This is a genomic window from Mesorhizobium sp. SEMIA396 (genome assembly GCF_024518615.1).
GTDB lineage: Bacteria > Pseudomonadota > Alphaproteobacteria > Rhizobiales > Rhizobiaceae > Mesorhizobium.
In genome coordinates this window covers 35,334-49,397 of the sequence record NZ_JANIFC010000018.1, presented here as the reverse complement: position 1 = coordinate 49,397, position 14,064 = coordinate 35,334, and the positions used below count along the sequence as shown (strand labels likewise).

At 62.4% G+C, this 14,064-nt stretch carries 12 protein-coding genes; 7 read left to right on the top strand and 5 right to left on the bottom strand.

Annotated elements, in window-relative coordinates:
* Positions 1-3: 3 nt before the first annotated feature.
* Together NP503_RS31070 and NP503_RS31065 are read right to left on the bottom strand one after the other, a co-directional pair.
* Complete coding sequence (locus NP503_RS31070) at positions 4-1,557, bottom strand: acetolactate synthase large subunit (RefSeq protein ID WP_127266964.1); 1,554 nt, start codon at positions 1,555-1,557, stop codon at positions 4-6.
* 100 nt (positions 1,558-1,657) lie between these two features.
* A complete protein-coding gene (locus NP503_RS31065) occupies positions 1,658-2,464 on the bottom strand; it encodes an alpha/beta hydrolase (RefSeq protein WP_127266965.1) in 807 nt (268 codons plus the stop codon).
* Positions 2,465-2,704: 240 nt separating this feature from the next.
* On the opposite strand from NP503_RS31065, the gene NP503_RS31060 reads away from it, so the two are divergent.
* From NP503_RS31060 to NP503_RS31050, 3 genes are read left to right on the top strand one after another with little or no spacing between them, the layout of a single operon-like run.
* Positions 2,705-4,654, top strand: coding sequence for a PrkA family serine protein kinase (locus NP503_RS31060; protein WP_013529362.1), 1,950 nt, complete (start codon positions 2,705-2,707; stop codon positions 4,652-4,654).
* 17 nt (positions 4,655-4,671) lie between these two features.
* On the top strand, positions 4,672-5,982 hold the full coding sequence (locus tag NP503_RS31055; protein WP_127271935.1) for a YeaH/YhbH family protein: 1,311 nt from the start codon (positions 4,672-4,674) through the stop codon (positions 5,980-5,982).
* A 9-nt stretch (positions 5,983-5,991) separates the two neighbouring features.
* Complete coding sequence (locus tag NP503_RS31050; RefSeq protein ID WP_127271937.1) at positions 5,992-7,533, top strand: SpoVR family protein; 1,542 nt, start codon at positions 5,992-5,994, stop codon at positions 7,531-7,533.
* 24 nt (positions 7,534-7,557) lie between these two features.
* Here NP503_RS31050 and NP503_RS31045 read toward each other — a convergent pair whose 3' ends face one another.
* Genes NP503_RS31045 through NP503_RS31035 form a run of 3 tightly spaced genes read right to left on the bottom strand, consistent with a single transcriptional unit; the run spans position 7,558 to position 10,192 of the window.
* Positions 7,558-8,451: an HlyC/CorC family transporter gene (locus NP503_RS31045; RefSeq protein ID WP_127271762.1), complete on the bottom strand. Its 894-nt coding sequence runs from the start codon at positions 8,449-8,451 to the stop codon at positions 7,558-7,560.
* Positions 8,448-9,584 carry a 3-dehydroquinate synthase gene (gene aroB / locus NP503_RS31040; RefSeq protein ID WP_127271939.1) on the bottom strand — a complete coding sequence of 379 codons (1,137 nt, stop codon included), beginning with the start codon at positions 9,582-9,584 and terminating at the stop codon, positions 8,448-8,450. Before aroB ends, NP503_RS31045 begins: the two co-directional genes overlap by 4 nt.
* On the bottom strand, positions 9,581-10,192 hold the full coding sequence (locus NP503_RS31035; protein WP_127266670.1) for a shikimate kinase: 612 nt from the start codon (positions 10,190-10,192) through the stop codon (positions 9,581-9,583). Before NP503_RS31035 ends, aroB begins: the two co-directional genes overlap by 4 nt.
* 210 nt (positions 10,193-10,402) lie before the next feature.
* On the opposite strand from NP503_RS31035, the gene NP503_RS31030 reads away from it, so the two are divergent.
* The 4 genes from NP503_RS31030 to NP503_RS31015 all read left to right on the top strand — a co-directional run bounded on the left by NP503_RS31030 (position 10,403) and on the right by NP503_RS31015 (position 14,056).
* Complete coding sequence (locus NP503_RS31030) at positions 10,403-10,555, top strand: histidine kinase (protein ID WP_127266685.1); 153 nt, start codon at positions 10,403-10,405, stop codon at positions 10,553-10,555.
* Positions 10,556-10,572: 17 nt separating this feature from the next.
* Positions 10,573-11,490, top strand: coding sequence for a site-specific tyrosine recombinase XerD (locus NP503_RS31025; protein WP_127266671.1), 918 nt, complete (start codon positions 10,573-10,575; stop codon positions 11,488-11,490).
* A 99-nt stretch (positions 11,491-11,589) separates the two neighbouring features.
* Positions 11,590-12,540, top strand: a complete 951-nt coding sequence (locus tag NP503_RS31020; protein ID WP_127266672.1) for an acetyl-CoA carboxylase carboxyltransferase subunit alpha — start codon at positions 11,590-11,592, stop codon at positions 12,538-12,540.
* Positions 12,541-12,757: 217 nt separating this feature from the next.
* Entirely contained in the window at positions 12,758-14,056 is a 1,299-nt protein-coding gene (locus NP503_RS31015) for a murein L,D-transpeptidase family protein (RefSeq protein WP_127266673.1), read from the top strand.
* Positions 14,057-14,064 lie beyond the last annotated feature (8 nt).

The following is a 14,064-nucleotide window of genomic DNA, read 5'->3' as shown; positions in this document are numbered from 1 at the left end:
CGCTCAGAGCACCGCTTCGATGAGGAACGGCCCGCGCCGTGACAGCGCGCTGTCCAGCAGCGCCTCGAAGCGCTCGCACGTATCGGCGCGAGCCGCCTCCACGCCCATGCCTTTGGCCAGCGACACCCAGTCGAGCGAGGGATGGTCGAGGTCGAGCATGCGCCTGGCGTTCTCGCCGATCGCGCCCACGCCGACATTCTTCATCTCGCCATGCAGGATTGCATAGGTTCGATTGGAAAACACGATCGTCACCACGTCGAGCTTTTCCCGCGCCTGCGTCCACAATCCCTGTACCGTGTACATGCCGCTGCCGTCGGCTTCGAGGTTGATCACCTTGCGGTCCGAACAGGCGATTGCCGCCCCGGTCGCCATCGGGATGCCGCCGCCGATCGATCCGCCCGTGCCCATCATGTAGTCGTGCGGCGCTGCAAAGGCCGACAGCGCGAAGAAACGCCTGGCCGAGGTGACCGCTTCATCGCAAACGATCGCATCGGCCGGCAGTTTGCGCGCCACCGAGAGCGCGATGGCATCTTCCGTCAGCTTGCCGTTCGGCGTTGCCTCGTCGGGAAAAGCGGCCGCGAGCACCTGTTGTTGTGACGGCTTGATGCCAAGTTCGTCGCGAAGCGCCTCCAGCGCCGTATGCAGATCGTCGCCATGGGCGGCCAGTGTCAGCACCTCGCAGCCTTCCCGCACGAGCCGTCCCGGTTTCCCCGGATAGGCGAAGAAGGCAACCGGCTCCTTCGCACCGACCAGGATCAGAACATCGACGTCGCTCAGCACAGCCATCGCCGCATCGACCGGATAGGGGATGCGGGTCGGCGCGACACGCCCACGCCCGCGTTGCATCCGTGCGATCAGAACCTCGCCGAACAGGCGGACATCGCTGCCCGTCGAAATCTGCCCGGCGATGGCGAGCGCATCGGCGCGTGCGGCCTTTCCGCGAACGATCATGCCTGCCCGGCCCGGAGCGGTACGGATCGCCGCGGCGACCTTGCGCACGGCGTCCATATCGACGGCCGGCGCTGGCACCAGCTTCACCTTGCCGACCGAAACCGCGTCGACTGCGCCCCAGGCAGCATCCGCCGGCAGGATCATCGTCGCGACGCCGGGCGGTGTCAGCGAGGCGCGAAAGGCTGCTTCAGCTGCCGGCACGATATCGGCCGGGCCCTTGACGCGGCCGACCCAGTTGGACATCGGCGCCGCAAGGCTCTCGATATCGCTGGTGAGCGGGGCATCGAGCGGCAGATGGTAAGAGGCGTGGTCGCCGACGATGTTGATCATCGGGCTGAAGGCACGCCGGGCATTGTGCATGTTGGCGAGCCCGTTGGCCAGGCCGGGACCGGTATGCAGCAGCGTCGCGGCCGGCCGATCGGTCATCCGCGCATAGCCATCGGCGGCACCCGTCACCACGCCCTCGAACAGCCCGAGCACGCAACGCATTTTCGGCTTGCGGTCAAGTGCTGCAACGAAATGCATTTCGGAGGTGCCGGGATTGGCAAAGCAGACCGTCACATCGTTGGCCAGAAGCACGTCACACAGGACATCGGCGCCGTTCATGCAATTCCCTCCCGCTCACGATCGAAGAGCACTTGCACCCGGGCGCGCCCGCACAGCAATATCCCGCCGCCATTTTTGATCTGATCCAGCGCTGTAAAGATCAGCCAACCGTCGATTTCAGGAATGCCAGCGCGGCAGCGGTCAGCGCGTCACCGTCCTCGCCGAAATCGCGATTGATCGACATATGCGTGTAGGCGCTGCCGTCGAACAGTGTGACCTGGGTGCCCGTCGCGCGCAGGCGCTCGGCAAAGGCCTTGGAGTCCTCGCCGCGGCCAGGGGCGCGCGAATAGGCAATGAACGTCGGCGGGTGCTTGCGGCCGTCGACATGGCTGGCCGGCGACAGTGCCGCCCATTGCGCGGGATTGGAAAAGACGCGGGCATAGGCCCGCACCATGCCGCCCTTCCTGGCAAGTGCTGCAAGATCATAGGCCCTGGTATCGTCGAGAATGAGCGCAGCTATGCCGGGCAATCCGCCGCGCATGCCGGTCAGCGCAATCAAATGGCAGCCGGCCGAATGGCCCATGCCGACAATGCGGTTGGGATCGCCGCCATGCCGGGCGATGTTGGCCCTGATGAAGGCGTAGGCCTTTTCGACGTCACCGGCCTGGGTGGCGACATCGGCCTGCGGCAACATGCGGTAGTCGATGGAGACGAAGCAGAAGCCGTTGGCGAGCAGGAAGGCCGGTTTGGCGTTGACCTGACTGCGTTTGCCAAACTGCCAGGTGCCGCCATGAACGAAAAATACGACCGGCAGGCCGATTGCACCATCGGGCGCATAGATGTCGAGCTTGGCCGGCCCGTAGTCGAAGGTCTTTGGCGTGGGTCGGCGTGTTTCCGACGCGGCCGATGCTTCCAACGGCAGCATCGCCGCCACCGAGGCCATGATCAGGCTTCGTCGATCGATCATCACTGTCTCCTGGCGAGGCAAGACTGCACGCGGCGGCCCCAGCCGTCCAGTCAGGGATTCGCAACACACCCGCTACCCGCGCTGAATGCCGCTCCGCACCGAGCGCCTTGATCTCGGAGTGGCCTCAAATCTTACGATCGCAGCCACCTCTTCACATGAAGGGAACAAACGGTACCCCCCGACAGTTGAATGCGAGGTGAGCCGAATGGAAGCCACAGCGGCTCCGAGGGCAAAAGCATCATGCGAGAGAACCAGTCTGACGTCTTTGATCTGTTTTCGGAAATTTACACCAACGCGGCGCAGGAAGAGATCAGCATCCAGCAATATCTCCTTGCCTGCCGCGAGGACAAGTCGATGTATGCCTCGGCGCCTGAACGGATGGTCGAGGCGATCGGCGAGCCGAACCTGGTCGACACCAGCAAGGATGAGCGGCTCGGCCGCATTTTCTCCAATCGGACCCTGAAAGTGTACCCTTCCTTTGCCGATTTCTATGGCATGGAGGACACGATCGAGCGCATCGCCGGCTATTTTCGCTATGCGTCCCAGGGGCTCGAGGAGCGCAAGCAAATCCTCTATTTGCTCGGCCCCGTGGGCGGTGGCAAATCCTCCCTTGCCGAGCGTCTGAAGAAATTGATGGAACAGCGCCCGATCTACACGCTGAAGGTCGGTAATCAGGTCAGCCCGGTTTTCGAATCGCCGCTTGGTCTTTTCCATCCTGATCGCATGGGCGACCTGCTGGAGGACAAATACGGCATTGCCCGACGCCGGTTGAATGGGCTCATTTCGCCATGGGCAGCCAAGCGCCTCGACGAACTTTCCGGCGACATTTCCAAGTTCAGCGTCGTCAAGCTGATGCCGTCGCGACTGCGCCAGATCGGCATCGCCAAGACCGAGCCCGGCGACGAGAACAATCAGGACGTTTCGGCCCTGGTCGGCAAGGTGGACATCCGGCAATTGGAAAACTTCAGCCAATCCGATCCGGACGCCTATTCCTATAGCGGCGGACTGAACCGGACTACCCAGGGCCTGCTTGAATTCGTCGAAATGTTCAAGGCGCCTATCAAGGTCCTGCATCCGCTGCTGACCGCCACCCAGGAAGGCAGCTACAACGGCACCGAAAACTTCGGCGCTTTTCCCTACCAGGGAATCATCGTGGCCCATTCCAACGAGTCGGAATGGCTGCAGTTCAAGAACAACAAGAACAATGAGGCCTTTCTCGATCGCATCCTCGTGGTCAAGGTGCCGTATTGCCTGCGGATAACCGAAGAGCGGCAGATCTACGAGAAACTGCTGCGGGAGAGCGAATTGGCCGCCAGTCCTTGCGCTCCCGAGGTGCTGGACATCCTCAGCCGGTTTACCGTCTCGACCCGCTTGGCCGAGCACGACAATTCACCGCTCTACACCAAGATGCGCGCCTATGACGGCGAGAACCTCAAGGAAGTCGACCCCAAGGCAAAGTCGGTTCAGGAATATCGGGACGCCGCCGGCGTCGACGAGGGCATGGCAGGCGTCAGCACGCGCTTTGCCTTCAAGATCCTGTCGCAGACCTTCAACTACGACACCGAAGAGGTGGCCGCCGACCCCGTGCACCTCATGTACATCCTGGAGGAGGCAATCAAGCGCGAACAGTTTCCGAAGGAGACGGAAGCCGCCTATCTGGAGTTCATCAAGTCCGAACTGGCCGCGCGGTATGCCGAATTCATCGGTCATGAGATCCAGAAGGCCTATCTGGAATCGTACAGCGAGTATGGCCAGAATCTTTTCGACCGCTACATCGCCTATGCCGACGCCTGGATCGAAGACCAGGACTACAAGGATCCCGACACCGGCCAGATCCTCAACCGCGAGGTTTTGGACAACGAGCTTTCACAGGTCGAAAAGCCGGCCGGCATCGCCAATCCCAAGGACTTCCGCAACGAGGTGGTGAAATTCACGCTGCGCGCCCGTGCAAGAAACCATGGCCGCAACCCGGCGTGGACAAGTTACGAAAAGCTGCGGGAAGTCATCGAGAAACGCATGTTCGGCCAGGTCGAGGACCTCCTGCCGGTGATCAGTTTCGGCTCCAAGCAGGACAGCGTCACGGAAAAGCGGCACAATGAATTCGTGCAGCGGATGGTCGAGCGCGGCTACACCGAGCGGCAGGTTCGTCGCCTTGTGGACTGGTACATGCGGGTGAACAGGGCGGGTTAGAGAACCCGGATGGTTCCATGCCGATCTTCATCGACCGCCGCCTGAACCCGAAAGACAAGAGTCTCGGCAATCGCCAGCGCTTCCTCCGACGCGCGCGCGAGGAATTGAAGCGGAGCATACGCGACCAGATCCGCACCGGCAGGATTGCCGACGCGGATTCCGAGCACGCCGTGCGCATGCCCGAAAGAGGCACAAGCGAGCCGAGCTTCAGCAACGCCCGCGACAGTGGCAGGCGCCAGCACATCTTGCCGGGCAACAGGCATTTCTCCGCTGGAGACCTGATCCCCAAGCCCGGCGGAGGCGGCGGGGGAGCGTCGTCCCCGGGAAACAAGGCATCCGAGGACGACTTTCGTTTCGTACTGTCGCGCGAGGAAGTGCTCGATCTTTTCTTCGAGGATCTCGAACTCCCCGACATGGTCAAGCTCAACCTCAAGGAGATCCTTGCCTTCAAGCCGCGCAGGGCGGGCTTCGCCGCCACCGGTTCGCCGACCAACATCAATGTCGGCCGCACGATGCGCAACAGCCACGGCCGCCGCATTGCGCTGAGGCGCCCCAAGCAGGTCGAACTGGATGCGATCCTCGAGGAAATCGCCTCGCTCGAGGAGGCGCCATCCAGCGCCGACGCGCGCCAGCGTATCGCGGCATTGAGCGAAGAGCTTGACCGGCTGGAACGACGCCGCCGACGCATTGCCTATGTCGATCCGGTCGACATCCGCTTCAACCGCTTCGATTCCCGGCCGGTGCCGAACGCCAATGCCGTCATGTTCTGTCTGATGGACGTGTCCGGGTCCATGGGCGAGCGCGAGAAGGATCTGGCCAAGCGCTTCTTCGTCTTGCTGCACCTGTTCTTGAAACGACGCTACGACCGCATCGAGATTGTCTTCATCCGCCACACGCACCTGGCTCAGGAGGTCGACGAGGAGACATTTTTCTACAACACCCAAAGCGGCGGCACTGTCGTTTCCACCGCGCTGGAGGAAATGCACCGTATTATCGCGAGCCGCTACCCGGCCCACGACTGGAATATCTATGCTGCCCAGGCCTCGGACGGCGACAATTTCGCCGGCGATTCAGAGCGATGCATTTCGCTTCTCAACGGCGAGCTCATGCGGCTGTGCCAGTATTTTGCCTATGTCGAGATCATCGACGAGCGTGAAGCCCATATTTTCGGCTCGACCGAAAACGGGACATCGCTGTGGCGTGCCTATAACGCCATCGACCAGAAATGGCCGAACTTCCAGATGAGCCGCATCGCTACGCCCGCCGATATCTACCCGGTCTTTCGCCAGCTTTTCGGCAGGCAGCCGGTCTCCCTCAAGCGGGCATGAGGGTTCCCGATGGTCAGACAAGCCAGCAAATCCAGCCTGCTTTTTTCGGGGTCCGACTGGGATTTCAAAACATTGTCGCGGGCCTATGACGCGATCGAGGCACTTGCGGTCGAAGAGCTTCATCTGGACACCTATCCCGTTCAGATGGAGATCATCTCCTCGCAACAGATGCTCGACGCCTATTCGTCCATTGGCATGCCATTGATGTACCGTCACTGGTCTTTCGGCAAACATTTCCTCCACCAGGATCTGCTCTATCGCAAGGGCGGGCGAGGGCTTGCTTATGAACTGGTCATCAATTCCAATCCCTGCATCGTCTATCTGATGGAGGAAAACACCATGGCCCTGCAGGCCTTGGTGACGGCCCATGCAGCGCTCGGGCACAATCATTTCTTCAAGAACAATCAATTGTTCAAACAATGGACGGATGCAGGTGCGATCCTCGGCTACCTGGACTTCGCCAAGGGCTACATAGTCCGTTGCGAGGAGCGGCACGGCCTCGCCGCCGTCGAGGCTGTGCTCGATTCCGCCCACGCGCTGATGGATCAGGGCGTGTTTCGCTATCACCGGCCGCCGAGGCTGTCTTCGGAACGGCAGCGCGAAGGAATTCGCGAGCGTCTCGAATACGAGGAGCGCTCCTACAACGACTTGTGGCGTACGCTGCCGCCTTCGCAGCAAGCGGCCAACGACAAGGGCCAGGACCCGGAGCGGAAGAAATCGCTAAACCTGCCTGAGGAAAACCTGCTCTATTTCCTGGAAAAGAACAGCCCGGTCCTGGAGCCCTGGCAGCGTGAGATCATCAGGATCGTTCGGGTCATCGCGCAATATTTTTACCCGCAACGGCAAACACAGGTGATGAACGAGGGCTGCGCCACGTTCGTGCACTATACGCTGATGAACATGCTGTTCGACCGCGGCCAGATCAGCGAAGGCGCCATGCTCGAAATCCTGCGCAATCATTCCAACGTGGTCTTTCAGCCGGCGTTCGACGATCCGCGTTTTTCAGGCATCAACCCCTATGCTCTCGGCCTCGACATGATGCAGGACATTCAGCGCATTTCGACCAAACCCACGGCCGAGGACCGCGATTGGTTCCCTGACATCGCTGGCCAGGGCAACTGGCGCGAGGTCCTGCTTGACGCCTGGGCCGAGCATCGAGACGAATCCTTTATCCGCCAGTACCTCAGTCCGGCCTTGATCCGGAAATGGCGGTTTTTTGTGCTTGGCGACGCTGCCGACCAACCGCATTGCCTGGTCGCCTCGATCCACGACGAGCGCGGCTACGCCAAGATACGCGCCACGCTCGCCAACAGCTATGACCTCGGCGCAAACCGACCGGACATTCAGGTGGTGGATGTCGATCTGCTCGGCGACCGCCATTTGCGCCTGCAGCACAAGGTCAATGACGGCATCCTTCTCGAGGATGCCAGCCGCGACGCCACGCTTCGTCACATCCGCAGGCTTTGGGGTTATGAAGTCAGCCTGGCGGCCATGGATGCCGAGACCGGCGCGACGATCCACGAACGCTCGACCAGCCAGATCGCCGGATGACGTGCCCCGGCCTCCCTGCGCGTATCAGGTGTCGCCGGCTGGCCTGATCCTCAGCCTTGCGATCCGGTTCTTGTCGCGTTTCATGACGATGAAGCGCTTGCCGTGGAACGTAAAAGCCTGCTTCTCCTCGGGGATCGATTGCGTCTCGTGGATGACGAGGCCGGCAATGGTGGTGGCCTCCTCATCCGGCAGGTTCCAGTCGAGAGCCCGGTTGAGGTCACGGATCGGCACCGTACCGTCGACGACCACGGAGCCGTCGGCCTCCTGCTTGACGCCCTGTATGTCGACATCATGCTCGTCGGCGATCTCGCCGACGATCTCCTCGATAATGTCCTCCAGCGTCACCAGTCCTTCGACCTCGCCATATTCGTCGACGACGACGGCGAAATGCGCTTTGCGGCGAAGGAAGGCGTTGAGCTGTTCCTGCAAGGTTGTCGTGTCGGGCACGAACCATGGTTTCGAGGCGATCTTCATCACATCGATCCTGGAGAAGTCGTTGCCGACTTCGTTCAAGGCGCGCAGCAGATCCTTTGCATGCAGCACGCCGACGATGTTGTCGAGCGAGCCTTTCCACAGCGGCATGCGGGTGTGCGGGCTTTGCAAGATCTCGCGCACCACCGCTTCCGGCGCATTGTCGGCATTGACCGAGCGCATGTTGGTGCGGTGGACCATGATGTCGGAGACTTCGAGTTCGGCGAGATCGAACAGGCCGCCGACGCGGTCGCGATCCTCGCGCACCACCTGGCCGTCGCGGCGGAAATCGTCGACCGCGCCGCGCAATTCGTCCTGGCTGGAACGCTGCGGCTCGATGCGCGAAAGCTCGTATCCGGACATGGCAAGCAGGCGCGTGCGCACGGCAACAAGCAGCACGATGAGGATGGCAAGGACGGCAACGACGATCCAGCCGGGCTCGTTCATCTCCGGTCGCTTTCCTTTGGGTGATTCTCCCTGAGGAACGACAGCACTTCCGAGGCCGGCACGTCCTTGGCGATGAAGGCCTGGCCGATGCCGCGCGTCAGGATGAAGGTCAGCGCGCCGCGCGACACCTTCTTGTCCTGGGTGATAAAGGCCAGCAGCGCCTCGGCGTCAGGCAGATCGCCCGATATGTCGGCTATCCGCCAGGGCAGGCCGACGGCGCGCAGATGCGCCTCGACGCGCGCGGCATCGTCGGGGCTGGCCAGATTGAGCCGCGACGAGAACCGGTAGGCCAGCGCCATGCCGATGGCGACCCCTTCGCCATGGACGAGGCGGGCTCCGTCATACCGGGTGGCGGCTTCCAGCGCGTGGCCGAATGTGTGGCCGAGATTGAGCAGCGCGCGGTCGCCGGTCTCGAATTCGTCGCGCGCAACCATTTCGGCCTTGGCGCGGCAGGCTTCGGCAATAGCCTGCGCCCTCTCCGGCCCGCCGGCGAAAACCTGGACCCAATTCTTTTCCAGCCAGGTGAAAAATTCTGGCCGGTCGATGAGCCCGTATTTGGCGAGTTCGGCATAGCCGGCGCGGAATTCGCGGATAGGCAGCGTGTCGAGCACCCCGGTGTCGGCCAACACCAGTTTCGGCTGATGGAAGACGCCGACGAGGTTCTTGCCGCGTGGGCTGTTGATGCCGGTCTTGCCGCCGACCGAGGAATCGACCTGCGCCAGCAGCGAGGTCGGGATCTGCACGAAATTCATCCCGCGCCGCACGATGCCGGCGGCAAAGCCGGCAAGGTCGCCGATAACGCCGCCGCCGAAGGCGATGACGATGTCGCCGCGTTCCAGTTTCGCAGCCAGCACACCGTCGACCACCTCTTCGAGATGAGCAAAACTCTTGGTCTTCTCGCCGGGCGGCAACGTGATCACGGCGGTCTGGATGCCGTCCGTTTCGAGGCTGGCCTGAAGGGCAGCGAGATGCGCTGCCGCGACATTGGCGTCGGTGACGACCGCGGCGCGTGTACCCGGCAGGCGGCCCGATATCTCGGCGCCCGCGCGGGCCAACAACCCCGAACCTATCAGGATATCGTAGGTCCGGTCGCCAAGGCCGACTTCGACGACAACGGGTGCCTCGATGCTCACTGTTCCACCTCGCCCGTCGCCGTCGTCTCATCGATGCCGAAATGCCGGCACAGCGCGTCCACCACCTCGGTCGCGATGACTTCCTTGCGGTCGTCGCGGGTCGGCACGGTGACATCAGATGTCGCGTAGACCGGATAGCGCTCGCCCATCAGCCGCTCCAGCACGGCGCGCGGATCGGCACTTTTCAACAATGGCCGGTTCTGTTTCTTGGAGACGCGGTCCATCAGAAGATCGAGCTCGGCCTTCAGCCATACCGACACGCCCTGCGCTGCAATCGCCTCGCGCGTCTGCGCATTCATGAAGGCGCCGCCGCCGGTCGACAGCACCTGCGGGCCGTTTTCCAGCACGCGCAGGATGACGCGCTGCTCCAGCGCCCGGAATTCGGTCTCGCCATAGCGCTCGAACAGCTCCGGAACGGTCATGCGCGAGACGCTTTCGATCTCCTGGTCGCTGTCGATGAAGGGCAGCGCCAGCATCGTCGCCACCTTGCGGCCGATCGCCGTCTTGCCGGCACCCATCAATCCGACGAAGACGACGGAACGGCTGCCCAGCCGGCCAAGCAACGCGGCGTAGGTCTCGTCTGGAGGATTTGCTGGCAACGCGTTCATCGGATGTTTCGAAGGCCCTCTTTGCCGGCGTATCGACATGAAAAGCCCGTTTGCGTCAAGCAGGGCAAGTGCCTTGAACCCGATATGGACCGGCAAGGTCTGCATCAGAAGTTGCTAACAGGCCTCAGCTTCGTCCTTGAATTGGCCGGATTGGCGTCCCATAAGGGGACAGGGTTTGGAAACGCAGAACAAGAAGACGGGCGAAAACTGATGCCGACACTGTTTCGCTTTGTCGTGGTAACAGCGATTCTGGCAGGCATTGCCTATGGTGCGATGTTCGCACTGGTGATGTTCGTCGAGCCAAAGAAGGGCGAAATGAGCGTGCGCATCCCTCCGGAAAAGCTGAACCCCAAGAAAAGCTGAACCCGAAGAAAAGTTGAATGAACAGCGCCGCCCGCATCGAAGCCTTTCTCGAAATGATGAGCGCCGAGCGGGGCGCGGCCGAAAATACGCTTTCCTCCTACCGCCGCGACCTCGAGGACGCTTCTGGCGCGATCGATGGCGGGCTGGCTGGTGCCGCCGCCGCCGATATCCGCGCCTATCTCGACGACATTGCCGCCCGCGGCTTTGCCGCCACGTCGCAGGCGCGCAAACTGTCGGCGATCCGCCAGTTCTTCAAATTCCTCTACGCCGAAGGCCTGCGCGGCGATGACCCGACCGGCACGCTGGACAGCCCGAAAAAGGGCCGTCCGCTGCCCAAGACGATGAGCGAGGCCGACACCGGCCGGCTGATCGACCGAGCGGCGCTGGAGGCCGGCGATGTCTCGTCGGGCGATGGGGACAGTCTGGCGTCACTGCGCCTGCATGCGCTGGTCGAGGTGCTTTACGCCACCGGCCTGCGCGTTTCCGAGCTGGTCGGTCTGCCGGTGACGGTGGCGCAGCGCGACGACCGTTTTTTCATGGTGCGCGGCAAGGGCGACAAGGAGCGCATGGTGCCGCTCTCGGCCAAGGCACGCGCGGCGATGAAGACCTGGCTCGCCGCCCGCGCCAAGGTGCCAGCCTTTGCCGACAGTCCGTTCCTGTTTCCGGCCGCCTCCGACAGCGGCTATCTCTCGCGTCAGGTCTTTGCGCGTGACCTGAAGGGGCTGGCGGCAAGGGCCGGCATCGCCTCGGCGAAGATCTCGCCGCACGTGCTGCGCCATGCTTTCGCCAGCCATCTCCTGCAGAACGGCGCCGATCTCCGTGCCGTGCAGCAATTGCTTGGCCATGCCGACATATCGACGACACAGATTTACACCCATGTGCTGGAAGAGCGGCTGGTGCGGCTGGTCAACGATCATCATCCGCTTGCCGACTAGGCCTCATATCGCTATGTGAGGACGACATTTCACCGCCCGGAGCCTTGGATTCAAGGGTTCCGTCAGCCACTGCCTTCCGACGTATCGGTCCGCTCACGCATGTATAATTACCTCGATTTCGAAAAGCCGGTGCAGGACCTCGAGGGCAAGATCCTCGAGCTGAAGAAGCTTGCCGAGAATGGCGAGGCGGTCGATGTCGGCGACGAGATCAGCCGTCTCGAGAAGCGCTCCCGCGACGCGCTGCGCGACGCCTACAAGGCGCTGACGCCGTGGCAGAAGGTGCAGGTGGCTCGCCATCCCGACAGGCCGCATTGCGTCGACTATATCAAGGGCCTGCTCACCGATTTCACGCCGCTGGCCGGCGACCGCAATTTCGGTGAGGACCAGGCGATCGTCGGCGGTTTCGCCCGTTTCCGCGGCGAACCCATTGCCATCATCGGCCAGGAAAAAGGTTCCGACACAGCCAGCCGCCTGAAACACAATTTCGGATCGGTTCGCCCGGAGGGCTACCGCAAGGCGGCACGGCTGATGGAACTGGCCGACCGCTTCAAGATCCCGCTGCTGACGCTGGTCGACACGGCCGGCGCCTATCCCGGTGTCAACGCCGAGGAGCGCGGCCAGGCGGAGGCTATCGCCCGTTCAACCTCGACCTGTCTCGGCCTGAAAGTGCCGTCGATCTCGGTGGTCATCGGCGAAGGCGGTTCGGGCGGCGCCATTGCCATCGCCACCGCCAACCGCGTCTACATGCTCGAACACGCCATCTATTCGGTGATTTCGCCGGAAGGGGCCGCCTCGATCCTGTGGCGCGACACAACGCGATCGAAGGACGCGGCGACCAACATGAAGATCACCGCGCAGGATCTTTTTGAATTAAAGATCATCGACGCCATCATCCCCGAGCCGCTCGGCGGTGCGCATCGCGGCGCCGAAACGGTGATCGCCGCGACCGGAGACCTCATCGCCAGGACGATGAAGGATTTTGCCGGCGCCAACACCGATTTCCGCGAGCAGCGCCGCGAAAAATACCTGGCCATGGGCCGCAGTCTCTGACCACAGGCAGCCTTCGCCGCAACAATGTGGCGGGGCGGAGCATTTTTGCCACAAAAATGCCGCTGCATTCGGCTCAATGAGACTGCCGCAGGGGGATGCGTCGGCACTTGCGGTAAGGAATTTATTAGGGTTAACGGGCTTAGGGTCCGTCGATGCGCAGTGTAGCAGCCGGGGCAGGAAGCGTCCTGGCGCCAGAGAAAAGACGATATCCGTAGCCATGTTTGTCAAGCTTGCCCGCACCGGAATCCTGATAGCCGCCCTCGGCGTTGCCGGCTGCAACAATTCGTCGATGAAGGATTTTGCCCCGGAGGCCAACAAGCCGCTGCCCGACAAGATCCTTGCCGACATGAAGGCCAAGGGCATGGTCCGCACCTCGTCGGTGATGGCCCGCATCTTCAAGGAAGAAGGCAAGCTCGAAATCTGGAAGGCCAAAACCAACGGCCGCTACGACATGGTGGCGAGCTACGACATCTGCAAATGGTCGGGCAAGCTCGGGCCGAAATACACCGAAGGCGACCGCCAGGCGCCGGAAGGCTTCTACACGGTGCGCCCGGCGCAGATGAATCCGCGCTCGAACTACCATTTGTCCTTCAACATCGGCTATCCCAACGCCTATGACCGCGCCAATGGCCGTACCGGCTCCAATTTGATGGTGCACGGCGCCTGCTCGTCGTCGGGCTGCTATTCGATGACCGATGCGCAGATCGAGCAGATCTATGCCTTCGGCCGCGACGCCTTCCAGGGCGGCCAGACCGAGTTCCAGATCCAGGCGTTTCCGTTCCGCATGACCGCCGCCAACATGGCGCGCTACCGCAACGACCCGAATTACGACTTCTGGAAGATGCTGAAGGTCGGCTACGACAATTTCGAGATCACCAAGGTGCCGCCGAAGGTCGATGTCTGCGAGAAGCGTTATGTCTTCAACCAGGTTGCCGCCGACGGTCAGACATTCGATCCGGCCGGCGCCTGCCCGGCGACCACGCAACCTGATTCGCTGAAGAGCGCCTACAATTCCTACATGAGCACCTACGACGCTGCGTTCAGCGGCGCGGTCAAGGCCAGCGTGCCGGCGCCCAAGCCGACCATTGCCGGCATCAAGGAAGCCAGCATCGTTTCCGACTGGTCCAAGCGCCGCGCACGCGGCGAACGCGTGCCGATCGATCCGCCGTCGCTCAACAATGACGGCTCGGTCACCGAGACGGCGCGCATGGGCCGCATCGATTCGCCTGCCGGCCGCAAGATGGCGGCCCTCGACGCCGAAAAGGCGGCCAAGCAGAAGGCCGAGGAGCAGAGGCTGGCTGCCATAGAGGCGGCCAAGCAAGCCAAGGAAGCCGCCAAGGCTCAGGCTCTGGCCGAAAAGGAGGCCGAAAAGGCCGCCAAGGAAGCCCCCGTCGCCACCGCGACCATCGCGGCCCCTTCGGAAGCGGCACCGATGGCTGAGACGCAAGCGGCGAGTGCCGACGAGAGCCGCGTGACGAAGCTGAAGAACAAGCTGCTCGGCATGTTCGGCGGTTGATTTCGCCC